17 protein-coding genes are annotated in these 26,114 nt (G+C 58.2%); 5 read left to right on the forward strand and 12 right to left on the reverse strand.

The genetic code is table 11. The features are described 5' to 3' along the window. Positions 1-63: 63 nt before the first annotated feature. Positions 64-486, reverse strand: a complete 423-nt coding sequence (locus ASB65_RS28870) for a hypothetical protein (protein ID WP_060723860.1) — start codon at positions 484-486, stop codon at positions 64-66. Further along, positions 416-775, reverse strand: a complete 360-nt coding sequence (locus tag ASB65_RS28150) for a hypothetical protein (protein WP_139786524.1) — start codon at positions 773-775, stop codon at positions 416-418. Before ASB65_RS28150 ends, ASB65_RS28870 begins: the two co-directional genes overlap by 71 nt. A gap of 51 nt (positions 776-826) precedes the next feature. Here ASB65_RS28150 and ASB65_RS27205 point away from each other — a divergent pair, with 51 nt between their 5' ends. After that, positions 827-1,171: a hypothetical protein gene (locus ASB65_RS27205; protein WP_236734582.1), complete on the forward strand. Its 345-nt coding sequence runs from the start codon at positions 827-829 to the stop codon at positions 1,169-1,171. A 165-nt stretch (positions 1,172-1,336) separates the two neighbouring features. Here ASB65_RS27205 and ASB65_RS09970 read toward each other — a convergent pair whose 3' ends face one another. From ASB65_RS09970 to ASB65_RS10005, 7 genes are all read right to left on the reverse strand, one after another. Then, positions 1,337-1,639: a hypothetical protein gene (locus ASB65_RS09970; protein WP_060723862.1), complete on the reverse strand. Its 303-nt coding sequence runs from the start codon at positions 1,637-1,639 to the stop codon at positions 1,337-1,339. 11 nt (positions 1,640-1,650) lie between these two features. Beyond that, the gene (locus ASB65_RS09975; protein WP_081088417.1) at positions 1,651-10,275 is read right to left on the reverse strand and encodes a hemagglutinin repeat-containing protein; all 8,625 of its coding nucleotides are present in this window, start codon (positions 10,273-10,275) and stop codon (positions 1,651-1,653) included. A 376-nt stretch (positions 10,276-10,651) separates the two neighbouring features. Further along, the gene (locus ASB65_RS09985; protein WP_236734583.1) at positions 10,652-11,491 is read right to left on the reverse strand and encodes a tetratricopeptide repeat protein; all 840 of its coding nucleotides are present in this window, start codon (positions 11,489-11,491) and stop codon (positions 10,652-10,654) included. 125 nt (positions 11,492-11,616) lie between these two features. Beyond that, a complete protein-coding gene (locus ASB65_RS09990) occupies positions 11,617-13,605 on the reverse strand; it encodes a filamentous hemagglutinin N-terminal domain-containing protein (protein ID WP_236734584.1) in 1,989 nt (662 codons plus the stop codon). 35 nt (positions 13,606-13,640) lie between these two features. Then, positions 13,641-14,555 carry a ChaN family lipoprotein gene (locus ASB65_RS09995; protein WP_236734585.1) on the reverse strand — a complete coding sequence of 305 codons (915 nt, stop codon included), beginning with the start codon at positions 14,553-14,555 and terminating at the stop codon, positions 13,641-13,643. A 38-nt stretch (positions 14,556-14,593) separates the two neighbouring features. Continuing rightward, complete coding sequence (locus tag ASB65_RS10000) at positions 14,594-15,253, reverse strand: invasion associated locus B family protein (RefSeq protein ID WP_236734586.1); 660 nt, start codon at positions 15,251-15,253, stop codon at positions 14,594-14,596. Positions 15,254-15,256: 3 nt separating this feature from the next. Next, positions 15,257-16,918 carry a ShlB/FhaC/HecB family hemolysin secretion/activation protein gene (locus ASB65_RS10005; RefSeq protein WP_245301387.1) on the reverse strand — a complete coding sequence of 554 codons (1,662 nt, stop codon included), beginning with the start codon at positions 16,916-16,918 and terminating at the stop codon, positions 15,257-15,259. Between the two features lie 1,099 nt (positions 16,919-18,017). Here ASB65_RS10005 and ASB65_RS10010 point away from each other — a divergent pair. Next, positions 18,018-18,764, forward strand: coding sequence for a hypothetical protein (locus ASB65_RS10010; RefSeq protein ID WP_060723864.1), 747 nt, complete (start codon positions 18,018-18,020; stop codon positions 18,762-18,764). 279 nt (positions 18,765-19,043) lie between these two features. On the opposite strand, the gene traA is transcribed toward ASB65_RS10010, so the two are convergent. Then, complete coding sequence (gene traA, locus ASB65_RS10015; protein WP_060723865.1) at positions 19,044-22,295, reverse strand: Ti-type conjugative transfer relaxase TraA; 3,252 nt, start codon at positions 22,293-22,295, stop codon at positions 19,044-19,046. A 175-nt stretch (positions 22,296-22,470) separates the two neighbouring features. Between traA and ASB65_RS10020 the strand changes: the two genes are divergently transcribed. After that, on the forward strand, positions 22,471-23,340 hold the full coding sequence (locus ASB65_RS10020; protein WP_081088419.1) for an NYN domain-containing protein: 870 nt from the start codon (positions 22,471-22,473) through the stop codon (positions 23,338-23,340). Further along, on the forward strand, positions 23,330-23,611 hold the full coding sequence (locus ASB65_RS10025; protein ID WP_060723867.1) for a hypothetical protein: 282 nt from the start codon (positions 23,330-23,332) through the stop codon (positions 23,609-23,611). The genes ASB65_RS10020 and ASB65_RS10025 overlap by 11 nt, the downstream gene beginning before the upstream one ends. A gap of 200 nt (positions 23,612-23,811) precedes the next feature. Here the strand turns inward: ASB65_RS10025 and ASB65_RS10030 are convergent, their stop codons facing one another. Together ASB65_RS10030 and ASB65_RS10035 are read right to left on the reverse strand one after the other, a co-directional pair. Further along, positions 23,812-24,471, reverse strand: coding sequence for an outer membrane protein (locus ASB65_RS10030; protein ID WP_060723868.1), 660 nt, complete (start codon positions 24,469-24,471; stop codon positions 23,812-23,814). 206 nt (positions 24,472-24,677) lie between these two features. Beyond that, a complete protein-coding gene (locus ASB65_RS10035; protein ID WP_060723869.1) occupies positions 24,678-25,061 on the reverse strand; it encodes an ester cyclase in 384 nt (127 codons plus the stop codon). Between the two features lie 161 nt (positions 25,062-25,222). Between ASB65_RS10035 and ASB65_RS10040 the strand changes: the two genes are divergently transcribed. Further along, positions 25,223-26,062, forward strand: coding sequence for a GIY-YIG nuclease family protein (locus ASB65_RS10040; protein ID WP_060723870.1), 840 nt, complete (start codon positions 25,223-25,225; stop codon positions 26,060-26,062). The last annotated feature ends 52 nt before the right edge of the window (positions 26,063-26,114 follow it).

The raw sequence follows: 26,114 nt of genomic DNA on the forward strand, positions 1-26,114 counted from the left end.
TGACGGCAGCCAGCCCAGCCGCAAGTCCATTGTCGGCATTGGCGAGCGTTGCAAGTTTGGCGGTCAGCGGATTGATGCCGGCAAGGCCGGAAAGGATCTGTCGCCGGAGCCGCCCTTCAATACGGCATCTATGCCGGCCGATCCCGGAAAGCTGAGACCGACGTAAAAACCCTTTTCCGTGAAATAAAGCGCATCCTGCGCCGCTTCCAGCCGGATCGTGTCATCAGTCTTCATCAGAAGATCGTTGACGGCGGCGATCTTCACGCCCGTTCCGGTGATCGGACCCTTGGCATTGAGCCATACGTCATTGCCCGAAAGCCGGGTGACGGTCGTATCGACATCGTTCCACGCCTGCTTGACCGAGCCCCATCCCAGACCCTTGAAACCCCATTCCTTGTAGCGGTTATGGATTTCCTCACTGACGACACCCATGTCGATTTTGCCGGTGGCGTCGATCGAGAGCTTGTCGAAGGCGCTGAACTGCACGCTGCCGGCGCTCGAATACTTCGGCCTGCCGCGACGCGAACCAGTTGGCGTAGCCCTTGGGATTCGACCGAGGCCAGTCATCGGTGAGCAACGTGTAGGTCGGCTCGCCGAATCCCGATGAGCGGAACAGGTTTCCGTGCAACAGAGATGCGCCCACAATTTCGCAAAGGCGGATAGCGACATACAGCGGCAGGGAGTCAAGCCAGTCGGCACCGATCCTGACGCCTTTCAACCTCTTCTCGACATATGTCTGAAGATTGTCCGGTTCGGCAGCTTCAGCAGACGCCATGAACCCGGGAATCCTGGAAGATTCCGCAGCAAGGTTGGCCGCAAAGTCGTGTTGGAAAGGCGATCTCGCGAGCTCGGCACTCGAGATGAGCCGAACGCCGTGCCGCTTGCAGGTGCGGATATCGCTACGGTTATGCTCGCAAGTATGGGGCTGGAGTCACTCCAATACTGCGATGTCTCGAGTTCCAGGGAACTGGACGAACTGCGCCGTGATGATCCTGTTCTGCGACTGCGTGTGGAACGGCTGCTGGAGGCGGAGCTACTGCGAGCGACGAGGATCATCGAAACCCGGAGGCTGGAAGTCGAAAAGCTTGCAATGGCCGTCGCAAACCGCAGCATGGTTTTTGGAAAGGAAGTGATGGATATCGTTTCCACGCCAAAGGAAGGTGGTGGGTAGTCTGGATTGCGTTGAATCATCTGCCATGGTTTACCTGCGCTCTTCAGAATGATTTCAATATATCGTATTCAAGAACGTAGTGGCCTTCGGTCCTCATGTCAGCAACTCTGGATTTGTCAGGTCTTTCATAACCCGTGCACGACAGCATCACGCCTAGGCCAATTTTTATGCGCCAACCTTTGTAGTATTGCTGTGATACCAATCTAAAAATTTGCGCCAAGTTTCCGGATCTATTACGCCTTCCTCAGTAATGTCTGCTTCCTTTGCTAATAACTCAACCGTATTAAAGTCAATTTCTATTTCATTTCGAGGCATCCCCGTAAGCTCAATCAGGACGGCTTCGAATGGCAATTCCCATTGCCCATAATCGAAGTCGGCGGCATCCCGCGCAATTTGAGGATCAATGAATTGAGATACCTGAGACAAGAACCCCAAATACTCAGACGGCCCTACATGTTCCTTATTCATATTTTCACCTGTTATCTTGTTGGATAAGCCGTCGAAACCATTCCTGCTCTTGGATGGGGCTGTCCATTAGGCAAGGTATTTGGATAAAAATCCACTCTGACCTCGATACCATCTCTGGTCCCAATGGCATAAGGCGAATTGTACTTTCCTATTCCGCGAATAGCCTTGGGATCGGTTGCAATGTCAGAAACGACATGCATGACCTGATCGTCATTCCAGCTACCAGGAAATTCTGTTTTACCCGGCACCCCAGCACCCGATTTATGGCGATTCAAAATATGAACACGCCTGAAATCAGTGAGATCAACTAGAGGCTTTTGAGCGTAAAATTTTACACCAACAGCCGCCATAGCCGCTGACATGGCAATGCCCTGCGCGAGAAGCTGCTTAACTTCCTTTGCCTCGGGTGAATCTGGATTTGCAGTTATGAATTCGCGGATCTGCCGCTCAACGGCGGCGTCCGCCACATAGTCGTCCAGCATTCTCTGAGAGAGAGCTTTCAGATAACTTGAGTCTGCATCACTGAGCGTGCCTAGAGCAATCGCAATCCGGAAGCTTGCCGCCTGACCGCTTGGTCCGCCGGTTTTCAGGATGTCGATCAACTGATTGAATTGTGCGGCATTGATCTGGCCGTTCTGGCTGGCCATGACGATCTTCGTCAACGTCATGGTGATGTCGATGCCATCGGCGGCAAGAGCCGGAGCCTCGTTCTGGAGATTGCTACCGACGATGCTTTTCGCTGCGTCGGCATATTTCTGGATCGCTGCGGCATCAAATTTGCCTGATGATTTCAGGGTTTCGAAGTGGTTGAGGTCCCCGCGAACGAGCGCGTAAGCCAGAGCGCATTCCAGCGCCTCCTGCAGGGCCTTATCGCCACCTTGCGCCAGCTTCTGCTCAATAAAGTTCGCCACGTCCTCTGTTGCCAGCGGCCGCACTTTGGAAATCTCGACGCCACAGGGTCCGTTTGTACCGCAGGCGGTGCGAACCATAAGGTTACCGCTCGTCGGATCGCGATACAGTTCCTCGCCCTGCTGGATCAGCATAATCGATTTCAGCAGGTCCTCGCCGTTGAGTGCGCTCTGCTTCAAAGCCTCGAAGGATTTGCGCTCCTGCAGCATGGCCTGGAAGCGCGGCGTCTTCATCAACTCTTCAGCTTCGGCAGGTGTTGCTCCGCCATAGAGGATTGCCTCACGATACTGATCGATGGCCTGCGGACCTTCTGCCGCAATCCAGCCCGGAACGGCGGCATCCTGCGCCTGGCTATATCGGAGGGCAAAATCGAGATTGCGTTTCAGATTACGCAGAGCCTCGACATCGAGTTCGCCCGACAGCTTGGTGTAGCTGTCCCTGGTGATTTCCTGATACTTCGAAGCATCCTTGTTGATGGAGGCGAGAAGCTCCTCGGCGGCAGCCTTGTCCGCTTCCGTTCCGGCGACACCATCCTTGTCGGCATCACGACTCGTGACGTTCAATTCACCGGAGGCATCAAGCGTCGTGCGGGTCTCGCCCAGCTTGTCCTTCTTCTCGTAGGAGAAACCGACGGAGTTCAGCCCACCGCCGCTGATGCCGATAGACCCGCCAACGTTCTTGTACTGGTCGGTGTCCTTCAGGTCGGCCACGGTCAGTGTGCCAGTATCGAGGCTGATGTCGCCATCCGTTGCCTGAAGCAGCGCACCGACCAGCGTGGTGTCTTCGGCAACCTTGATGTCGATGCCTTGTGCCGCGACAATCCCCGAGCCGGAGGACCATGCCTTGAAACCGTCCTCCTTTGAGCCGCGAACGCTCCAGTCGGCGGGGTTGACGCCAACCGTCAGGCCGAAGGAGAAGCCGTCCCGCCAGCCCTGAGCCTGCGGCGAGAGGATGGTGAGATCGCGCCCGACATCGAGATCGACCGTCTTGCCGATGATGTTGCCGCCGAGAAGCGACATATCGCGGCCCGATGTCAGCGAGACGTTTCCGGCGGCGGTGATGGAGGCATTCGTCAGCGTCTCGTCATAGCCCTTCGACTTGCCGATATCGAAGCCGATCGAGGACAGGGAGAGCTGCAGCCCGAAGGAAGATGATTTGTCCTTCGCATAATCGACAAGCGCCGCCATGAGGATATCGCGGCCTGCATCGATGGAGACATCGCCGCCGGAGACCATCTTCGTGCCCTGATCCAGAATGACGTCCAGCCCGGCCTTCATGACAATATCGCCGCCAGCCGTCAGCTCGGAAATCTGGCTCTCGCTCCAGCGCTGCTCGCTCTTCCAGACCGACAGGTTGATGCCGACAGTCTTCGCTACCGAGCCTGCCGTAATCTGACCGGTTGCGGGGTCTCTGAATTGCCCCAACGGGTCCAGCATTTTCTCGACCGGATTGCTGAGCGAAGGCCCCTTCGTTGACTGGCCCGCGCTGTAAAAAGCCCCTAGGCCTCCGGTCGCCAGATTGACGGCAGCCAGCCCAGCCGCAAGTCCATTGTCGGCATTGGCAAGCGTTGCGAGTTTGGCGGTCAGCGGATTGATTCCGGCAAGGCCGGACAGGACCTGTCCGCCGGAGCCGCCCTTCAACGCGGCATCTATGCCGGCCGAACCCGGGAAGCTCAGCCCGACGTAAAAACCCTTCTCCGTGAAATAAAGCGCATCCTGCGCCGCTTCCAGCCGGATCGTGTCATCGGTCTTCATCAGGAGGTCGTTGACGGCGGCGATCTTCACGCCCGTTCCGGTGATCGGACCCTTGGCATTGAGCGAGACATCATTGCCCGAAAGCCGGGTGACGGTCGTATCGACATCGTTCCACGCCTGCTTGACCGAGCCCCATCCCAGACCCTTGAAACCCCATTCCTTGTAGCGGTTATGGACTTCCTCACTGACGACACCCATGTCGATTTTGCCGGTGGCGTCGATCGAGAGCTTGTCGAAGGCGCTGACCAGCGCGCCGTTCAGAAGAACATCGCCAGGAGCGGTTCCCTTCGCGCACAGGCTGCCACCGTCGCAAACGCCGTAACCGGCGAGGATTGATACATCGCCAACCAGCGACTGGGCGCTGGCCTCGGCGGTGGTGATCTCGTTGCGCAGCACCGTGACACCCGACAGGAAGCCGCGCTTCTTGTAATCTTCAGCGACGAAACTGTCCTTCAGCGTCTCGAAGGCCACATCGCGACCGGCTGCGAGCAGCATGTCGGTGACGGAGCCGAGTGTACCGCCGCTATTGACGATATCCAGGTCGGCGATGACGGTCAGATCCCGTCCGGCCGTGATGGATGCAACATTGTAGTCGGTACGCAGGGTGCCGCAGGCCTTGCCGACACAACCATCCTGTGAATCGACGGTACGGGTATAACGCTCTGTTTCGTTGATCAGCGAGCCGCCGACCCTGAGGTCGATGTTGCCAGCCGAGGCAAGTGTGCCGCCCCGGTTCAGGAGATCGCCATCGGTTGCCATGAACAGAGTGCCCGCCGAAATCAGACCGCTGTCCCCGCGTCCTCCGGCAAGTGCACGGTCACGCTCATCGAGGTCGATCAGACGCTGGTTAAGGATAGAGGAGGCGGAAATCGAGGCGAGCCCGGAGGCTACGATCGCACCGCTGTTGTTGAGCTTGCCGTCGATATCGATCAGGAGATCATCGGCAGCGATCAGGCCGGCGCCGCGTCCGCCACGCAACAGTTCATCCTGCGAGGGCAGGTAAAGGCGCGGGACGAGCACGGGCTTGCCGTCGATGATACGGGGTTCATGCCATACGATCGGCTTTTCGAGGGCAGCGCGCTGCGCCTCGGTCAAGGCCACGCCGTATTGCGCGCCGGTGCTCGCCGCGAATTCCGCCGCATTGCGGTAAAGCTGCTCCCGTTGCTCTTCCACAGAGAGGGAAGGATCGACGACCAGATGCGTACCAGCCTGCTGGCGGGCCGCCTCGGCCAAGGCCTTCGCTTCTGCGACCGGATCCGCATAGAAGGTGAGAGCTGCGCCATCTATGCGCGCCGAGCCGAGCAGGCGGGCAGCTTCGGCCGAGCCGGTGACGCGCACGAGGTTGCCGAAATCGGAGGCGTTGACACTGTGCAGGTTTCGCGCTTCGAAAGCCCCGAGGTCAAGAGGAGGAACCGAGACATCATCGAGCACGAAGTTGACGATGCCCAACTGGCCTGCGGCAGCGCCAATAGCCGAACCGACATTGCCACTGATGCCAACAGGCGTCGTGCCGCTATAATTGCCGAAGCCGGAACCATCGATGCCGCCCGGCGTGCCAAGGCCGTTTTGCAACTCACCTGCCTCGATGGACACAAGGCTTCCGGAAAGCGTGCCGCGATTGGTGATCGCAGCGCCGCCGTCGATCATCAGAGAGCCGCCAGACTTTATCATTGAGCCGACACCGACCGTGGCGGTGCCGACATATGTTTTCGTGGCGTTGCCGTAGGGGCCACTTCCTACGTCGGCCATACGGCTGCCGATCATGATCACATCGGGAATATTGTTCGGATCGATACCGAGCGCAGCCAGATCAAGCAGACTTGCCGCGTCGGCGTATTCGATGACCTGGACGGCGCCTCCGTTGATAACGCCATCCTTGTATTTCTGTTTACCCGAATAGGTGATCGTCACCGGAGACTTGCCCTTGGAAATGACAATCATCCGGTTGCCGCCTTCAGCGCGTTCGGCAAGCGCCGGGTCCTTGAAAACGGCGGGGTTGAATTGTGCCACGAGCCATCGCGGATCGGCACCGACCGGCGCATGAAACTTGCCCGACCCGCTATCCATGAAACTCCGGACACCACCCCATTGCACGCGGTAGTGATCGACATTGCTGGTGACCATATCGTTGAGGATACGGTTCACGTCGATGGAGAGGTCCTTGACCGCGAGGATACGGCCTTCGCGGTTTTCAAGAGCATCACCTGATATCGCCATGTTTGCGCCGGCGCGGATCGTGCCGGGCAATCGAACTCGAACAATCCCGGAGAACTCGTCGCGCGTGGCAGTCATCGTCCCCCAGTATCGCGCGGGGCTGCTGGTGCGCTCGGTCGCATAGAGAATGCTGAGATCACCGAGCTGGTAATAGTCTTGCGCGCTGTCCGTCCCATCCAGGGCGGTATTGATCAGTGCCGTCGCCTTGATCTGCATGTCGGCGCCGCTTTCGATGCGGGCCGATGCGTTCGTCAGCGTTGCCAGGACTTCGATTGCAAGATTGCCGCCAGCGAATATGCGACCAAGGCTGTTATCGAGATTGCCGCGAACCTCGAGGATCATGTTGCCACTGGATTTGATTGCGGCATTGGTCCCGACATTGGCGAGCGACGCGGCCTGGGCTTTCAATCCTGCCCCGGCATGAATCAGCGCTTCGTTTGTCAGCAGGCCGCCAACTACAACGTTCAGTGTTCCGGGTGTCAGGATCGAACCAAGATTGTGCAGGTTTCCACTGACACTGGTCTCTATCGCGCCGGCATCGATTTTACCTGTGGCGCCGTTGACAAGATTGCCCTTGATATCGAGACCAAGCTTGCCGGCAACGGTAAGCAACCCGGCATTCGTGAAGGACGAGCCAAGGATGAGGTCGAGATTGCGGGCCACCAGACGGGCAGACGAAGAACCGGGAATATAACTGTAAGTCTGCAGACGCAGGTTTCCACCGGCCTCGATTGATCCGCTGTTACCAAGGCTCGCGGTCGCTGAAAGCAGGGCACCGTTGGCCGAAACGATCTGGCCGAGATTGGAGAGATTTCCGGAAAGGTTTAAGGTCAGTTCGCCAACGGGTACGAGGCCATTTTCTGTCTGGCGTGTCGAACCGGCATAGATACGCCCCGTCTGCTGGTTATCGAGCTTCTCAGCCGAAACTGAAAGTCCCTCGCGACCTTGCAGAAGACCAGAGTTCGACAAGGTAGTGTCTGCCGAAAGCGTTAGCGCGCGATTGGAAGCGATTGAACCTGCATTGTTGGCGATACCGCGTGAGGCGAGAACGGTTATGTCGCCGTTGCTGGCGATACTTGACCCGGAACCACTGTTGATCAGATCGGCTACAGTCAGTTCCAGATCGCCGGCGGCATGGATAGAACCGCTATTGGCAAGGAGGCCAGAAACGGTGGCACTCAGCGTTGTCTCGGAAACGAGTTTGCCGAGATTGACGAGATCACCAACGACCTTTGCCTCGATCACCTTGGCGACGATTTCGCCGCTTGCCTCATTTCGCGCACCCTGTGCCGCCTGCAGAGTCAGCGCTCCAGGCGTGGCGATCAGACCAGCATTGCGTAAAGAACCCGAAAGGATGATGTTTGCGTTCGCCGCTACCAATTCCGCCGCAGGAGAATTGGAAATGTAGGAGACTGCTTCCAGGTGCAGGCTGGATGACCTCGCCTGGACGATACCATCGTTGAGGACACTTCCCGCAGTGACAATACCGAACGTGTCTCCACTGACCATCTGACCAAGATTGCTCAGATCGCCTGCATCCAGCTTGATGTCTATCCGTCCCGCATGGATCCTGCCGGTTTCGAGATTGGTCAGTGCCGAGGCTGTAACTGCAAGGTCAGACCGTCCAAGCAGCAGACCGGCATTAGTGAGAGAGCCGGATGCGGCGATCTCGAAGCTTCCATTGGCCTGGAGAGTGCCGAACAGGTTGGCGAGGTGACCGGACGTGATCGAAAGATTTCCTTGTGTCCCGATCAATGCCGCCGCACCGGAATTGAGGAGATCAGCCGCCACGAGAGTGAGGTTTGCATTGGAGCTGATCGTACCGGTGTTCGTGATCCCGCCACCGGCGCTGATATCGACGGTCTCAAGTGCGCTAATCGCTCCGTTATTGCGGAGCTCGCTTCCGAGGATCAGCACTGCCTTCCGGGCAGCCAATTGAGCCCCCTGCGAGTCGGCGATATAATTTACGGCGTCGAGTTCAAGTTCACCTGCTGCGGTGATCTTTCCGTCATTTGTTACGCTTCCGTCAGAAAGAAGCGTAAGCGTCATTTCGGAGAGGAGGCTTCCCAGATTGGTGAGATTGCCTTCGGTCGTTATCCTGAGTGTTCCGGCCTTGATGACACCCGTTGCATCAACGATCGCCCGCTGAGCGTTGATCGCAAGCTGGCCGCTTGAAAGGAGTACGCCGGCGTTCCTGAAGTTCCGGACATCGAACAGGCGATCGCCCGTCGTGAACACGCCGGTGTTCGAAATCGCGAGATCCCGGAATGCCATCGCAAGCGCAGGATAGCCCGCAGTATCGATCCGGGTGCCGATGGTTAGCTGTTCAGCCGCATTGATGAAGACGGGAGAAGTCTTTTTGAACTGGGTGCCATCACCGATCTCGACATTCGTTGCCGTGATCGAACCCTGGTTTTCCGGTTCGAACCAGGTCGAGGTCAGCACCACGTCCTTCGCCCTGATGTCGATGTTCGGCGCAACAAGGGTTGCCGTGTCGGTGGCAAGTTTGTCTGTCGCGCGCAGGTTCATATTGCTGACGCTGGCGACAATGCCGGACAGAGAGGCGCTGCTGCCCGCATCCACCGTCATAGCACCGCCGGATTTGAGAACAGCAGCGGAAACGATGTCAGCACTCGCAACGATGGAAAGGCCGCGCCCGCCTTCTACGGTCGCCGTATCGAGCAATGAAACATCTCGGGCAGTGATGGAGATTTCTCCCTGTGCCGCGAGATCGCGCGCAATCTGAAGCGCGCCTGCTGCACGAAGGTCGGCGTTGCCGGCTACGCCACCCGACACCGTCCGGATATCACCAGCGGATACGAGCGAAAGCGCGCCCGGCAGGAGTGCGCCATTGGCATCGAGCATACCAAGAGCCTGTATGTTGCCAGCCAGCGAAATACCTGTGTTCAGATCGCTGGAAAGTGCTGCAATCGATGCCGCGCGTACAACACCTGCAGCACTCGAAACGATCCCCTGGCCCGCGGGATCGCCGGCAATGGTCGTCGTTTTACCCGTTGAACCATCCGTGCGATTGGAGCCGGCCTTGAGGTCGATACGACCCCGCGCATCGATCAGGGCATCGATCCGGATTGACTTTGCGTCAAGCCGGATCTCGTCCGGCGACTGGCCGTCGGCGGCCGAAACACCGGCGCCGGAAATGGTGATATCGCCTGACCGGGTCTCCAGCCCTACCGTGCCGGCATTGTAGTCGATAAGCGGTGTTCCGGTGGTCAGCGTCGCGCGACCGGTGTTGATAAAACCGCAACCCATGCAATCAATGCCATTGGGATTGGCCACGATCACGTCAGCCTTTGAACCAAAAACCTCCGTCACGCCATTGAGGTTGGAACGTCTGCTACCCGTTACTTCGTTGACGATGATCTTGGCGGAACTGCCACCGACGAGATTGGGATTGGATTCAACCTTGCCGCCGATGATCGAGGTTCCGCCAAGCACGGAATTGTTCAGGATCAGCCCGCGCGTATCGATATTGTACTCGCGCAATTTGTTATGACTGACGCCGCCGCTCGACGGCTTGACGATGTTCAGCGTCGGCGTTCCGTTGCCCGAAGACGTTACGTTTGGACGAAACTCAATTGGTGCGGTCGGATCGGTGATGACCTGTGCGCTGGCAGGTGCAAATGAACTGGCGATCGTCGTCAGCACAAGGCTGACCGACGTCACCAATGCGGTCGCTTTCTTGACCAGCTTGCCCGGCTTGGACTTGCGGATCAGCACTTTGACCATCATCGTTTTCATTCGGATACTCCCACAGCAAGGGCAATTGAATTCGTGTTCGCGCAGGCGCAAAACCGGGGTCGTCAGCAGTTCTTTATGAGGGCGGTCCACACATATTGCGTGGTCCATCCCGGATGGCGATAAACCGGGCGGGATGTTTCGCTCACATTGGCAATCGTCGCGCCCGGCCTGCATTTTTCGAGGAGCGCTTTTTTGCAGGATCGCTCCGTCGGGGTGATGATCGAATTGGTGCACGTCGCCGACATGATCTTTTCGCCGTTCCATGTGGCCACTGGCTGCGGGTCAGTCGGCCGGCAGCCAGCCGCAAAGACCAGTAAAAGGCACAGGGACAGAAATCGGGTCATCTTCGCGCCAACCATTCTCTCAATCCTGGTGCTCAATTGGCTTCAGCCGTTTGAGCAGGTTTCCAGTTGCGAGCACGCGCCTGCGCATCCTCGATCTCTGTCGGTGTCATGCTCGCCGTCAGCCGCTCAAGAGCCGCACGCGCGCCGGGATGTCCGCGTTCATTGGCGAGGTTGTAATAGAGGTGGGCGCGGATTGGATCGGTAGCCACGCCTTCACCCTTTTCCAGCATCTCGGCGAAACCGTAGAGCGAGACCGGGTTTCCGAGCGACGCGCCCTGTTCGAACAGCTTCACCGCCCTGGCGAGGTCCTGTCCGGTTCCGGTGCCGGTTCGAAGAAGTGCGGCCTCCATGTTGCGCGCGCCGGTATGCCCATTTTGCGAGGCCTTCTCGTAATAACCGAAGGCAATTGCGGCATCCTTGGCGCGGCCGAGACCATCGAGAGCAAGACCTGCGCAATTGAACTGGGCTTCCGGGTTACCGAGATCGGCGGACTTGCAGATGAGTTCAGCCGCGGCGGCAAAGTCCTGGCGGACATTTTCTCCGCGAAGATGCATGAGCCCCAGCCGGTTCATCGCCGCAGCCGAACCTTTTTCCGCCGCAGCGATATAGAGGGCCCGTGCTTTCACCGCGTCGGGCGTAAAACCCACACCGAGCTCGACCATGCGCGCCAGATGAAAGCCGGCTTCTCCATCGCCTTTGTCAAAACCGTCGGCAAAAGCCTTTGCGGCATTGGCAAAATCCTTCTTTTCGAGAAGCGTCTTGCCATCTTCAAGAGGGCCAGCCGATGCGGGTTGCGCCAAACCCAAAGCGCCCATGAGGGCGATAATGGCCAGAGAGGTGAGGGCGGGTCGGCGGCATGATGTGTTGCGCATGGATTGAACTCCGTGATCGGGATTTTCCGGGTTATGCCCGAGAGCAATTTCGTCTTTTTTCAGCACCGTGAGTTTGGGCGTCGCGGCGAGCAAGAACGGTGATTTCCGGTGAATTCGGCTTGCCATCATCTACCCACCATCCCCGGGAAGAGCCCGATGGAGTCGAGGCCGAACGGGTATTCTTCGCCTGCCGTTTCCTTGAAGGTTTCGATACCTGAGGGGGCGAAGACACCATCTCGCGCCCGCAGCGTGCCCGCAGTCACCTGAACCGGACGAAAGGCATTGATCGTGATGCTGCCCTGGGGCGCATCAAAGACACCGCCCTGATCGCCGGTCCCGATCCACGCGGTCGATCCGCCCCAGAAATTATAGAGGCCGGTTGGACGCTGAACGACGGTCGGGATCGAACGGCCTTCCAGCACCACGGAGGGAGCAGTCGCGTTGATGCTGCCGTAGCTGACGATCTGGCCATATCTGTTCAGGATTGAGGATGAGGCGTGCAATTCGATATTGCCGTTGGCATTGATGGCGCCACCCGAGACGTTTGTCGTGGACGAGCCATAACCGATGCAGGTTAGCCGGCAGCGCTTGACGAATTGCAGGGAGCCGGACAGTCCGCCCTCATTGAGAATGCTTGTCCCGTCAATCAGCACCGATCCGGTATTGGCATTGATCGAGCTGCCGCGGTTGACGACGTTTCCACCGGCCTTCATCGCGACACCGTCACCGATGATATATGCCTGCTGGCCCGGCACCCGTTGTTGACCATAATCCAGGCTGACGGTTTCGATCGTTTCGCGCGATTGCCAGAGGGTGTACCAGAGCCGCTTGCCAACGTCCTTCTGGTAGTGCCATACACCTTCGCCGTTGAGGACATCGGCGATATTGAGGATGTCGCCGCCTGCTTCGAGTGTTGTCGCGCTGTTCGAGAGCAGCCTGCCGGTATTATTGATAATGGAGCCGCCGGCGCGGACATCGAGATCACCCTTCGCTCCGAATACAATTGCGAGCTGATCCGCATTCTCGGTCAGCAGCGCGATATCACCCGCAGCCTTGAGTGTAGCGGCGCCTTTGGAGTCTGCATTCGCTCCGTCACGGGTGCTGCCGCTCATCAAGACACCGGTATTTTTGATGTCGCCCGTTCCGGCAAGAAGCGTCAACGCGCCGTTGATGGCTTCGATTTTGCTTTGAGGCTGACCGGCCAGTGAACGGGCCTCTATCGAGCCTGCGTTAATGTGGACATTGCGCTTCGCTTCAATCGACCCGCTCGTCGTAACCTTGCCGGATGCATCGATAACGAAATCGCCGAATGCTGCGAGCCCGTTGCCCGCGTGGCTGACACCTGCGCCATTGTTGGTGGCGCGGATGCGGACAGTATTGGCCTTCAGCGTCCCGCGCGAGGTTATTTCAATGGCGACAGAATTATCATTGCTTCCTTCGTCGGTCACCCGTCCCCAGTTCTCGAGATCGGAGTTCGGCACGATCGCTGAATCGTATTCGACGGAACTGCCGCCGGCGGTCAGTTCTATAGACGAGCGCAATTGAGGAGAGCTGTTTTCGACAGGGCCATCGATGCGGATGCGGCCTGCCAACAAATGCAGGGTAGACATCGCGCCGGAAAGACCGCCCGCGCCAATATCGATCGTGCCGCCTTCTGTCTTGAGCACCACATTATCCTGAAAGGAGCCGGATGTGATCTGCCGGCTCACGACAGACGCCTTGCCAGTGGAAAGTACGACACCTCCGGTATTGCGGAAGCTTGCGCCGTCGACAGAGATGCCGTTCGGATTCGCAACGATGACATGGGCTCGGGCACCCAGCACATCCAGCGGACCGTTAAGGTTCGAGATGCGTGAGGATGTCACCTCGTTGAGGATCGTGCGTGCGTTCACTGTTCGGTTGTCGAGATTGACACCGAGAGAGTTGACGGAAAATTCCGTATAGGTGTTGTGGCTGATGGCGGATGTCGGATTGCCGACTGGTGCGATCTGAACGTTTGTAGCGCCGCTAGTGGCGTCGATACTGGTGGTCGTATTGCTGCCACCGTCGGGAATGACCTGCGCGAAGACGGGCAGCGCCACGCCGCACAGCAGCAAGGACAGACTAGCTGCCACGGAATTCTTCATGTTTGCCAACCGGAACGTACGTCTCATTCGGAGATGGGCTCCCCTGTCTTGCTCGTCAGCCCTGTCAATTTGCACGGGTCGGCCAGTTCAGCCTTGCCGACGATCCACAGGTAATCGTAGAGCCTGCGCTCCTCGTCGGTGATATTTTCACCTTCGGCGAAAGCGCCAACGGTTAGAACCGACGCGTCTGCCCGGGCAAGGGCCTGATAAAGCGAGCGGTCCTTGCGGCCGTGACCACGGCCGACCTGCAGCAGAACACCGTGCTTCAACATCCGGGCCTGCTCTGCGGCATCGGCCAAGGAAAGATCGCGGCGGATCTGATGGTCGGCGTTGAGCGCGGCCTGCCGGTCCGGGATCAGTCCGCAATGCGCGGCCATCATTGCTTTCGTCCAGCTTTCGCGGATTGCGGTTTCATCCGCACCGAGCCGTTTGCGGATCGCCTTTTTCTCCTCTGACGTCAGTTTGCCAGCGGATCCGTCATTCTCTGCGAGATCCCCGCCGCGCAACGGTACCCGTAGGCTGAATGCGCGCTCAACGAGGGGCAACCAGTTGTCGAAGGCGGGCCAGCCTCGTGTCCACCATTTCAGTTCTGCGCCCAGTCCAGCCGGGGTCTCCGGATGATTTTCGCGATAACGGGCAATTGCTGCATCATCGTCGCGCGAAAGCATTTCCATTACGACGGTGACCCGACGATCATCCTTTGCCATTGCCGACAGCACACAGGACGACGCAACCGCCTGTTCCCTGACGCCATGCCGTTCGCCAAAGAGCACGTAATCCACCTTGCTGATGCGACCGGCGAGGTCGGCAAAAGAGATCGGGCTGCTGCTGGACACTTCTTCAATCCTGCCCGGGCAGTCCTTGAACTCGCCGGGTGCTGCCAATCCTTGTCCGGCCATCGATAGCCAGCCTGCCGCCATCAGGCCGGCAACCAACACATGGCGAGCTATTCCTGCGCATATCTCCCTGTCTGCTCTCATGGTGTTGCCGCATCCAGCGCGTCGATACCGGCGCTGATCCCGTTGAGTGAAACCTTGAGCGGAATGGTGGTTGCCTTGGTGTCCTTGAGAGCGACCGTCAGAACGTTTCCCTTGCGCAACGCGCCGAGCAGCGAGCCGTTGAGAGCAAAGCCGGCGTGGCATCCGGAGACATTGCAGGTCTCGAAGATAACGCGCTGTGTCTGCCCGCCATCGATCTTCAACTCCAGACCTGCCGGCAGATAGACGTTCAGCGGCGTCGAAATGATCGCGACGCGCTGTTTTCCCTGCCTCGCAATGTTGAACAGAAAGACGACATCGTTCCCGCCGTTGACGGCCTGCGCCTGCTGGAGACGGCATGACGCACTTTCAGCTTTCGGGGTAGCGGCATCCGCCTGCGGTTTGCAGACCAGTTCCCAGTCGCCATAACGTCTGGGCTCTACGGCTGGTGGCGCTGCAGCCCCGGAAGTGTCTTCCCGGACAGCGGGAGCCTTGCCGTCATCCGCATTTGCTTTCGCGGTGGGAGCAGCCAGCAGCAATCCAACGGCAACAAGCGCGATGCCAATTCCGAAAACATATGAGACTCTCTGACGGCGCAGCCCGAACGTGAGGCAATTATCGTCAGCATCTCTTGAGGGAAGATCGAACAAAAACGGCATGGCTCAAAAAACCTTCAAACGCAGTGTCATGAACAACTCGCCCTTTTCTTCGCTCACGCGCCGGCTTCGGCTGTCTTCGGCAACCCGCCAGGCGTAGCCGACATCGAAAGAAAGCCTTGGACCGCCATATCGCAGGCCCACACCACTGCCGACCCGGTATCCGGTGACTTCATTGGCAACGTCGCGGCCGAGCCCTGCGTCGAGAAAGAGATAGGGGTTGAGACGGGAGAGGGTCGTTCGCGCCCATTCCGACGATTGGGCGGATATTTGCACTGGGCCCTGGCTGTCCGGCTGTGTGCCTGATCCGGCTTTCCCCAACAGCAAATCGACCGGCATGGCGAATGCGACCTCATTGCGCCACACCGCACCCCGGTCAGCCTTGAAGCTTCCGTTGGAAAAGCCCCGTACCGAGCTGCGCGAGCCGATTGTCATCTGGTCGTCGGAATAAAGCGCTGTTGCCGCCCATTGCGTCGACAGGCTGGACGAAACGGAGGCGCGCCCGGGGAAGACATAAGACCCCGAAAAAGACGCATCCAGCTTTGTGAACTGGCTGTGGGGCGTAGAGTCATCGATATCGTCGGCATCTTCGCGGGCATTGAAGATAGACAGCCCCTGGCTGGCACCGATCCGGGCCGAAACGTTGGCGCGTTCGAAAAAGCGGCTGTAAGTCAGGCCTGCCTGAAGCGGAGAAACGCGCTGGTCCATCAGCCCAACGCCGTTGATATACCGGTTCTGTTCACGATGCGCGACTGTGAAATCGGCACCCAGCCGCTCTGTCCGTGATGAATGAACGATCCAGTCGGCACCCGCGCTGACGTCCCAGGTCGTCATGAACAACTCGGAAAGCGGGCCGAGGTCGATCATGTTCTCGGACCAGTCCCCCTTGAGCCTCATTGTGGCTCGTCCGACGGGAACCGCGAAATCCCCGCTCAGCTCGTTAGTCTCGACGCCGCTTTTAAGCGTGAGGCCCCACATGTCGTTGATACCGATGAGATTGTCTTTCTCCGCCGTGACCCCGAAGCGAAGCTTGTCGACACCTTCGATCGATTCCGTGTCGTAACCGCCGTAGAGCCTGAACGCGTCATTGATGCGGTTCGTGATCTGCACGTCGGAAGTCGCCGGCCTCTTGCCTGGAACAAGCTCCGCCTTGGCCTTGTTCGAAGGAACCCTGTTGAGGCTATCGAGTGTGTCCTGCAGGCGATCGACATGCAGGACGTCGTCTTTGGCAATCGTGCCAGATATCGCGATCCGGTCGGATGGCGGCAACAAGGTCAGGCGTTCGAGATCGTCATCGATACCCTCCAGCCAGGCGTCTGCCTGCTGCACGAATTCGGAAATGGACGTGGACCTTGCAACGTTGCCACTCAATTTCGCCATCCGGGGAAAGAACCCCTTATAAGGCTGCTGCTCCTCTTTGTAGAGAACAGCATCGATCCGCCCGGGCACAACGCGCAGGACCAGCGTCCTGCTGGCGGCAATGTCTTGCTCCGGCAACCAGGCCTGCGTGGTGGCGAAGCCCTTGTCGGCAAAAAGGCGGTTCACCGCCTTGAGCAATCCGCCGACGCTTTCATTGTTCTGGCAGGACAATGCAAAGGGTCTTGTCACATCTTCAACAGCTTCGCTGCCAATGAGTTCGTGTCCACCTTCGATGCGGATCGTGTCCACGGGAAAACATGATGAAGCGCCGGACGCCGCGCTATCAGATGCGGAACCCGCAAATGTCTGAATAGTCAGGGCAGGCTCATGCGATGCAGCAACACCTGGATCTGCCTGGCCTGCGTTCGCTTCTGCCGGCGGCGGCCCTTTAAGATCATCCCGTGACAATGCCGCTTGTGGAGCAAAGCAAAGAGCTGCGCAGAGAACGAGGACCGAGTTTCGCAACGCGGGTGAGGTCGGCGCGATACCACCGATCACCTTCCTGCCGAAACGACCTGCTGTAGATGATTTGGTAGCTGCCGGAACGACAAATCGCGCTCTGGCCAGATATCTGGTCATCAATAAACTTCAACCCCATGTTGCCCAATGCGACGCATTAATCAATAGAGGGTATTTTGCAAGACAACTCTGGCGCGCCTACAAAAAGAATGAGAATTGAGTTACCAATTTGCATCAGTTCTGCGTTGGATTTCGCTGAGATCGAAGCTCGCACGGTGCTGGCCAGAGCGAATTCAAGGGTCGATACTTCACGTCAGTATTATATTTAAGCGGTTGTCATCGCTGGCTTTATTCTTCCAGCCGAAGCTAAATAGGGAGCCGGTTGAAAGCAGTTGGATTGTTCGTGGAATAGAGTGCGAAAAATCACACATCATTATTTTGGCCTGTAGCAATTTGCCGACGTTGGCACCAAACACACCGAATCGAGAAAAGATTTATTCCTTGCCCGAACAGTGAGTGCGAAGATTAACGACCGTTACGTGTGTTTTTTAACCTCGCTGACGGGAGGAGGGGGAGGTCTCGTCGCCTGCCCCCTGTTTAGTACCTTTAGGACGCCTCAGGGGCTTTGCAACAGAAATTCTTGCGGATTCAGCGACTCACTTGGAGGAGCCATGAGTGCCTCGAGCACGGCGTTTTTCAGGCCGGGATCATTCATTTGTGCTGTCCATCTGATCGCACGTCGTCATCCGCAATCGGGGCTTTAAACGCTTGTCCGATTTTCGCGACAACTGGTCGTCCATCGTTGTGCAAAGCATTTTAATAATTGCAATAACTGGTTGTGAACGGATTGGTTGTAGCGCCGGTGCGACTGTATTCGGGGGCACCAGACATGCATACCATTATCGATATTCTATCTCATCCAATTATCAATGGGCTCATTCTTGGCCCGGTAATCGGGCTTCTCCTGTCGTACTTTTTTATGCCACCCGGTGCCGGAAACAGCATTGGGAAACAGTACGTCACTGTGAACCATGTCGTGATTAATTACCCCGGCGCGAACAACGTCCAGAACAGTAGTGCTTTCATTCCGGCCTGTCTATTTGTTTCCTTGCTCGTGGCTGGCCTGATCTATCTGTATATCGTATTCGCATATCTGGCGATCACGATTCTCACGACAGTGGCGGCAGGGGTCGTCGTGATGTGCGTCGTCGGTGCGGTCCGTACCCCGGAAAATGTGGTCTGGTTTTTCGTGCCGGCCTTTATTTCGTTAGTCAGCGTCCGTTTCCTGCTAATTGCGTGGGAAAATCGCCAGACCCTGCGGTCGTTTCATTTGCCAGGCAAATTTGTCGAGCTGCCAGGAATTCTTTTGCAGCCTGCGGCAAACTGGGCGTTACTTCAGGCATCCGGGATTGTCGCTGTCGCCATCGTACTTGTCCATGCGGCAGTTTTCGTCAGCTATTATCTGCCAAATGGGAACCGCTCGGGCCCGCGGTTCAATTGGCAAGTGCGATGGTTGAATATTGTACGACGGTTTTGTGGTGTCTTTGGCGCCTTCATGCTCGTATTTATGTGCGGGGCGGCATGGCTGGCTGTGTCGGGTACTGCTTTCCGTTACATAACCAATGGAACGTTTTGACACTCAGTCACTATAGCCATGCTATTAAAAAGAAACCCTCCGGCGGGGAGGGTTCGAGTGGTGCCAACCTTACAGGGCTGCAAGGCAGGATGGACGGCGGGAAAGGTCCGTCCGCGATATGAATGCGGGCAAGGCCGAACGGTTCCGCGGCTCTCTGGAATATTTGCAGGGACCGGCATTCTCCTGCTGTTTGTGATGGCCTGTCGGCGGAGGGCGAGGACAGGCTGTGCCATCATCCCGATGATCCCTTGCTTTTTACGTGCACGGGAGTGCCGGTTCTCACATCCGCATCCCGAGCCCCTGCGTTTGGCCGAGCGTGAGCTTCTGCTTTTCAACGAGCTCGGCGTGGTGCGCCCGCTCGACCAGTCCGGCCACCTGTTTGATCCGTTCGACGGAGACACGGGCGTCTGCCGTGACGCTGAGCCTGTCCAGATCCTCATTGCGCAGGTTTGCGGTCCCGAACCGTTTCGTCAGGGCTTGCGTTATTTCCGTGACCTCCCGCAATGCCTGCCGGCCTTCCGTGGTGCTTTCCATCTTCCGGACGAAGGCTGGCCTTTGCTCATGGGAGAGCGCACCGAGGCGTGAGAGGATTTCCTCGCTGCGGCGCGTGAGAGCGGGAACCTCGACGATATCCCGCTTTTCCCGTTGCCATGTTTCCGAGCGGTGTTCGCGCTCCAGATGCCGTAGCCAGCTTCTGGCGGCGTTCCCGACAAGCGTTGCAACCGATCCGGCGTAGTGCAGGGCCTGTTTTCTGTCCCTGTTGTCACCGAGGATGCCCGACTTGCCGCGCAGGGCGCCGAACTGGTCTGGCCGCTCGCGGATGGCTCTTGCCAGAATGGCAGGATCGGTGGCGGGATCGAGGATATGGGGCTTGATGGCTTCGCATGCAGCGAAGGCATCGTGATAGACACGAGTGGCGACATTGCGCACCACCTCCATGCTTTCTTCCAGGTGCGGTCGCGCCTTCTCACGGGCGATCTCGTCGATCGCCTTGTCGTGGCGGGTGATGGCGGGAACGAGCGGTGCGGGGATGTTGACGAGCTGGTGTTGATGGTGCAGCTCGCTCTTCGCCATCGCATCTGCTTCCGTGCGCTGTCGTTGTCCTTGTCCTTGTCCTTGTCCTTGTCCTTGTCCTTCCACCCTCCGCTGCAAGGAGCTTTGTCCCATCGCCCGCTGCTGCCGGATATTTTCGCCCGGTGGCTCCTTCAGTCCGCGGCGCTCGGCAAAGGTGTCGGTATAATCGAGCGTGGTTTCCTTCAGCCCCGACCGGCTCATGCTGGCGGTGAGCGCCTTGATGTTTTTGAACTCGTCACGACCGGCATAAAGCATTGCCTGATGACGATGGCGGGTCATGGCGACATAGGTCAGATGCCGGTCCATGGTGGCAGAGGCCATGACAAAGGACCGGTCGACGGTTGCCCCTTGCGCCTTGTGAATGGTGGTGGCGTAGCCATGATCAAAGGATTGGTAATCTTTTGGACGGATAGTGATCCTGCGGCCGGTTTTTTGTCCGCCCGAACTCCCGTCGAGCCGCAAATGTAGTGCGTCCGGCTCGACGGATTCCACTGTTCCCAGCATGCCGTTTTTGACAGCAAGTGCGCGATCGTTCCGCAGCAGAACGATGCGGTCACCGGCGGCAAAGGCACGTTTGCCGTTGACCGTCTGGTAAATGATTTCGCCGGATCCGGTTTCGTTTCCTGTTGCTTTTGCCAGAACCCCCTTGGCCTGCAGACCTTGCCGGATGGCGTCATTGATGGCGCGGACATCGACACGGCGATGGGCAAGGGCAATGCGGGACTGATCCGGATTGTCCCGCCGGTCGGCGAGATAATCACGCACGAGGTCCGCGCATGCCTGTTGTCGATCATCGGCAAAACGGATGGCATTCTGCTGATCATATTGTGCCAGTGCTTCAGGGGTACGGCGGGTGGCAAGGGCGATCGAGGCCTGTTGTTGCCACTCGTCTTTCTGGCGACGGATTTCTGTCAGTTCGATGGCGCCGGTCCGCTCGGTGATGGCCCGGAAGGGCGAGCCCGCACCGATTGCCTGCAACTGCTCGTGATCACCGACCAGCACCAGCTTGGCGCCACGCGCCTCGACCTCCCTGACGAAGCGGCAAAGCTGCCGGCTGCCGATCATGCCGGCCTCGTCGATGACCAGAATGTCCTTCCGGCCGAGGATGGATTTTTCGTTCTCCCAGCCGAGTTCCCAGGAGGCCAGCGTGCGGGAAACAATGCCCGAAGATGACGTCAGGCCCTCAGCTGCCTTGCCGGCAAGGGCGGCACCATGAACACGATAACCGTCCGCCTCCCATGCCCGCCGTGCTGCCGCAAGCATGGTCGACTTGCCGGCACCGGCAAAGCCGGTCACCGCCGATATCTGTTCGGGTCCGGTGACATGCAGCACTGCTCTCGTCTGCTCGTCGCTGAGACCTGATCCTGCCAGCTCCCCGTTCTGCCGGACGATTGATTTTGTGACTATCGCCGGTCTGACACCATGAGCTGATCGCGCCGCCATCCTGATCGCACTTTCTGCCATCAGTCGTTCCAGTTCGATCATCTCCCGGGTGGAATAGCGGGCCGGTTCGTGTTTCTGCTCTGCCTGCAAAAGGACGAGCTGCGGTGAGGCCATAACGGCGGCAAGGGTAGTGTGGAAGGTGGCCGTGTCGGTGATGTAGCGGCCGAGCGTTCTGGCGATATCGTGACGGGTAAAGACGCTCTGGCCTGAAGTGATGAGGGCAAGCACCTGTTCGGGACGACGGCGGATCAGCTCGGCGTTTCGTTGTGCCGCATCATCCTCGATGCGGCAGCGGGAGACATCGACACCACGCTCTTTCATCTGCGCGGCATGCACACCCATATGGCCGGTCGGTTCGATGGCAAGACCGCGGGACAGATGCGAGCGATGATCGACACGGCGATCGAGACCGGCACGCAGCAGATGCCGGTTGACGAGACCGGCAAGGGCCTCGCGCACCGCCTTCATCTGAATCTGCGATGTCGGCAGGCCATGGTCGATCAGCCATCTGTTCTCGCGCTCGATCAGGGTCTTTTCTCCAAGGCCGGCGGATGTGATCACCCGGGTGGTCATGACGACATGGGCATGGATATTGCGGTCGTCGCTTTTGCGCCCGTCACTTTTGCCCTGTGGCACATGAATGGCGAAGTCGACGGCAGCGCCAAAACGATTGGCGAGATCACCGGCAAAGGCCCGGGTCAGCGCCAGTCGCTCAGTATCGGTCAGTTCATGCGGCAGGGCGATCTCGAACTCGCGGGCGACACGGGCATCGCATCGGCGTTCGGCAAACTCCGCGGCATTCCAGAGCGAGGCACGATCAAGCGCCCAGGGGGCGTCGACACCATCGGGAAGAACGATCTCGGCGTGAACCACGCCCTGCTTGGCGGTAAAGTCATGGATGACGCCATCGCGTTGATTGAGGATTTTGCTGGCGGTGCGATAGGCGATGGCGGCGACGGCACTTTTGCCGGCACTGCGGCCGACCGGTTTTACACTGCAATGATAGATCGCCATGCCGGTCTCCCGATAAAACGGCCCCCCGCCGGTGCGCCAACTCGTAAGTGCGCCCTTGTTGTTTCCTGTCTAGCGGGTCGGGGGATGGCTGGCTCTATGGTGAATTCACCAGAATGCGCTGCAAACTGATCCTCGCTACCCTTGCCTCGATGACAGGAGAGCAATGGAGACGGCGATGGATGCGGGCAGGTTCGCAAGGTCGAAACGACGGTCACAGACCACAAGGACGGATGACAATGCCGGCGAAGGCACAGGGCAGCACAGGCAGAGACTGGCGGGGCTGATCGACGGTGACAATGGCTCGTCAAGGGAGGTGGACGGACTGTTCGGCGTGATTGCGATGCTCGGCGATGCGACCGTCCGGCGCATCTATGGCGACTGGACAGGGGCAAACCTGAGAGGCTGGAAAAGCCGTCTTGCCGATCATGCCATCCGGCCGATGCAGCAGTTTGCCAGTTGTCCGGGAAAGAACGCCACCGATGGCGCCATGATCATCGATGCGATGGATCTTTTGCACCGGAACCGCCTCGACGGTTTCTGTATCGTCTCGAGTGATGGCGACTTTACCCGGCTGGCGGTACGCATCCGTGAAGAGGGTGTCGATGTGCATGGATTTGGTGACCGGCAAACACCGTTTTCGTTCATCGCCGCCTGCAGCAGCTTTACCCGTTTAGACAGGCTGCGGCCACCCGGAAACATGCGGTGGCTGTCCGCCACAACAGCAGATGCAGAACAAACCGCCGGCAGGGAAACAGGTCTTTCCGCCGATGCCTGGCAGCAGATGCTGGTGATGATGGAAGAGGCTGTTTGTGCCGGTATCGAGGAAGACGGCTGGTCGCCTTTGGCAAAGGTCGGTCTCTGGCTTGCCCTGCATGAGCCGGCGTTCAATCCGCGCCACTTCGGTTTTGCCGGACCGGGTGATTTCGCTGATGCCTGCCCGGCCATAATCGTCAGACGCTGTGGCGAGGGTGGGCATCTGCTCAGCGTGAAGCTGGTGAGGAAGAAGGGCACCACAGCATGCGGGGAAGCCGGTCATGGCGCGTAAACCGGTTGCCCGTCGCATTGAGGAACTGGAGGCGCGCAAGCGTTCGCTGATGGCCCGGCTTGCCGCGCAGGAACGGCGGCTTGAGGTACGGCGGAAAATGCTGCTGGGCACGTGGGTGACCAGCGAACTGCAACAAACGGCAGAGGAGCCGGACGTGCAGATGCTGCGCGACCTGCTGCGGCGTCAGCTGCCGCGGATGGCGCTGCGGGATGCCGATCGTGTGCTGCTTGAGGAGTTGCTCAAAGAGGAAAACGCGGACGGGAACGGTTGACGTTTGCTGGCGGTTGGCGGGAGCGTGCCTGACCGTGTCCGGTGCTGGTCGGCATGTTCAGTCATTGTGGTGCCATGAGGTGTGGCGAACAGGTCGCTCGCACTTGTTTACCCCGGTTTGTCGCTCTCCTGCCTTCGGAAAAGGACAAGGAAAAAGCCCGGCACGATGGCCGGGCTTTCGCTGTTTCTTGTCCGAGTGGATCAGAATTTTACGCCGAGGCCGACGCGGATTGCATGCTGGTCGACATCTGCGTTGATTGCAGCGCCGCCGAAATTGAAATCCTTGTCGCCGAAGTCGGTGTAACGGTACTCGATGCGTCCGAACACCATGTCGGTAAACGCGTAGTCGAGACCAACGCCGACGGTGTAGCCGTTGAAGGTTTCCTTCACGTCGGCAACGCCTGGAACTTCCGCGTAGCCGCGAGCGTAGGCCCAGCCTGCGGTACCATAGACCAGGGCACGGTCAAATGCGTAGCCAACGCGGCCGCGGACCGAGCCCTGCCAGTCGAACCCGTAGTCGAAGCTTGTGCCCAGAATAGTGGCGGAATCGTCGCCCCAGTTCTTTTCGAAGTCTGCTTCAAGGCCAACGACCCAGCTGTTGCCAAGGTCATAGTTGAAACCGACGAACCCGCCGGCAAGAGCGCCGTCAAAGTCTGCGGATGTTTCACCTGGAAGGCCCACGATCGAGGCGTCGTTTTGATTCCAGCCGTAACCGGCCTGGACACCGGCTGTAAATCCGGTCCAGCTGAACAGCGGTGCAACGTCTGCTGCCGGGGCTGCAGGAACTTCTGATACGGCATCGGCCGCCATTGCAGTCGATGCGGCGAGCACGAATGCGATAGTCGATACGATTTTCTTCATAGTCTCTGAACTCCCTTACATGAGAGATCATTCATATGCGTTTTCCCTGAAAAATGATGTAACCTTTGTGCAACGCCCACGATCTCGGCAACTGTCTGCATAAACCGGAGGCTGCCCGGGCCCGGCGGGAGTCCCGTCAATCGCACGCGTCAGGGTGATTTTTCCGGCGCTCGCGGGCCACAGATGTCTTCGCCCGGTTAAGACCGTCAGCCAAGCGGGTGCTCGATTGCTGCCTTGTCGATGACCGACCAGACCCTGCGGATTTTGTTGTGCCCGAACTCGTAGAAAACGTGTTCGCAGAACTGAACCTTCCTGCCGTTGACCGGGAGGCCCATGAAGGCGGCTTTGGGGGTGCAATCGAACGAAAGCCGGGCAGCAATCCTGTTCGCGTCGCTGACAAGGATATCTGCTTCAAACCGCAGGTCGGGAATGTCGGCAAAGTCGTTCACCAGCATGTCGCGATAGCCCGACAGCCCGAATGGTCGTCCGTTGTGTTCGACTGTATCGTCGACGAAGGTGCCGAGTTCATCGAAGGCCTGACGGTTGAGGCAGTCGAGACAGGCGAGATAGACGTCCTGAAGTGTCGGCATGCGTTTCTCCGTATCGATTGGATCCTGTTTTTAGGGCCGAGGCCGGCTGATCGTTACACGGCTCCCATTGTTCTGTTGAACAGCTTTGCCCGAACCAGATCGCGTTGACATGACGGTTTGTTCTCAGCAAAAAGGCGCCAATCCAGAGGAGTTGGACGTGCATGACAAGCTCGCAGGTAAACGCTGAGGTTCTCCTAAATCTCGGTTTCGTAGATGTAGGGAAATGGCAGCTGAAAGACGATTTCATCACTTACGAGCTCGACGGTGAGAACGCCATCTCAAATCGAATTCTGCTGGAAGCACCGAATGCGCTCTACGCATTCGTGCGTGAAGACCGAGTTCTCTACATTGGGAAGACCGCCCGCTCAATCAGAAAGCGCTACGTCGGATATTGTCATCCTGGTGGCTCGCAAGCCACGAACCAGCGTTGCCATCGCAACATAAAAATGGCGATCGCGGATGGGGGTATGGTCCGCATCTTTGTTTTCACGCCGATAACTCATCTCCAATATCTGGATTTTGAAATCAATCTGGCTGCCGGACTAGAGGACAGCCTGATCCGAGAGTTCGATCCGCCCTGGAACGGAAAAGATAAAGGTCGTGCGATCTCGGAAGACGCAGAACGTGAGGAAGAACAGGAAGCCGAGCTTGATGCTCCGGCTATCGTCGAGGCCGATCTGTCTTCACGCACGACGGACAGCATATTGGCGTCTTTTTCTGTCGTGCTAGGACCTACTTATTATAAAATGGGAATCCTCAACCCCGGCACCGATGCCAGCAAATTTCTGGGAAAGGAAGGAGAACCTATCCAGGTCAAATTCAGTGACGGTAATCCGCCAGTCGTTTCGAAGATCAACCGGAGAGCCAATCGAACCGGGGCTGTCAGAGTGGTAGGCCAGAATTCCCAGATTGCCCGATGGTTTCAGACGCACTTCGATGAGGGAGATATAGTCGAAGGCGTTGTGCTCGATGAATATACGATCGAACTGTTGTGCAATTAGCACGCCTTTGTTCCGCAAAGTTGAAGGGCGGGACGGTGCTCGTTAGTTCTGT

The organism is Agrobacterium tumefaciens str. B6 (genome assembly GCF_001541315.1).
Classification (GTDB): domain Bacteria; phylum Pseudomonadota; class Alphaproteobacteria; order Rhizobiales; family Rhizobiaceae; genus Agrobacterium; species Agrobacterium radiobacter.

Bases quoted from the DNA above. Each gene is read 5' to 3' on its own strand.
- ASB65_RS10040 (WP_060723870.1), top strand. From the start codon at position 25,223: ATGACAAGCTCGCAGGTAAACGCTGAGGTTCTCCTAAATCTCGGTTTC.
- traA (WP_060723865.1), bottom strand. From the start codon at position 22,295: ATGGCGATCTATCATTGCAGTGTAAAACCGGTCGGCCGCAGTGCCGGC.
- ASB65_RS10010 (WP_060723864.1), top strand. From the start codon at position 18,018: ATGCATACCATTATCGATATTCTATCTCATCCAATTATCAATGGGCTC.
- ASB65_RS10035 (WP_060723869.1), bottom strand. From the start codon at position 25,061: ATGCCGACACTTCAGGACGTCTATCTCGCCTGTCTCGACTGCCTCAAC.
- ASB65_RS10030 (WP_060723868.1), bottom strand. From the start codon at position 24,471: ATGAAGAAAATCGTATCGACTATCGCATTCGTGCTCGCCGCATCGACT.
- ASB65_RS28150 (WP_139786524.1), bottom strand. From the start codon at position 775: ATGGCGTCTGCTGAAGCTGCCGAACCGGACAATCTTCAGACATATGTC.
- ASB65_RS09975 (WP_081088417.1), bottom strand. From the start codon at position 10,275: ATGAAAACGATGATGGTCAAAGTGCTGATCCGCAAGTCCAAGCCGGGC.
- ASB65_RS09970 (WP_060723862.1), bottom strand. From the start codon at position 1,639: ATGAATAAGGAACATGTAGGGCCGTCTGAGTATTTGGGGTTCTTGTCT.
- ASB65_RS10025 (WP_060723867.1), top strand. From the start codon at position 23,330: ATGGCGCGTAAACCGGTTGCCCGTCGCATTGAGGAACTGGAGGCGCGC.
- ASB65_RS10000 (WP_236734586.1), bottom strand. From the start codon at position 15,253: ATGCCGTTTTTGTTCGATCTTCCCTCAAGAGATGCTGACGATAATTGC.
- ASB65_RS09985 (WP_236734583.1), bottom strand. From the start codon at position 11,491: ATGCGCAACACATCATGCCGCCGACCCGCCCTCACCTCTCTGGCCATT.
- ASB65_RS10020 (WP_081088419.1), top strand. From the start codon at position 22,471: ATGGATGCGGGCAGGTTCGCAAGGTCGAAACGACGGTCACAGACCACA.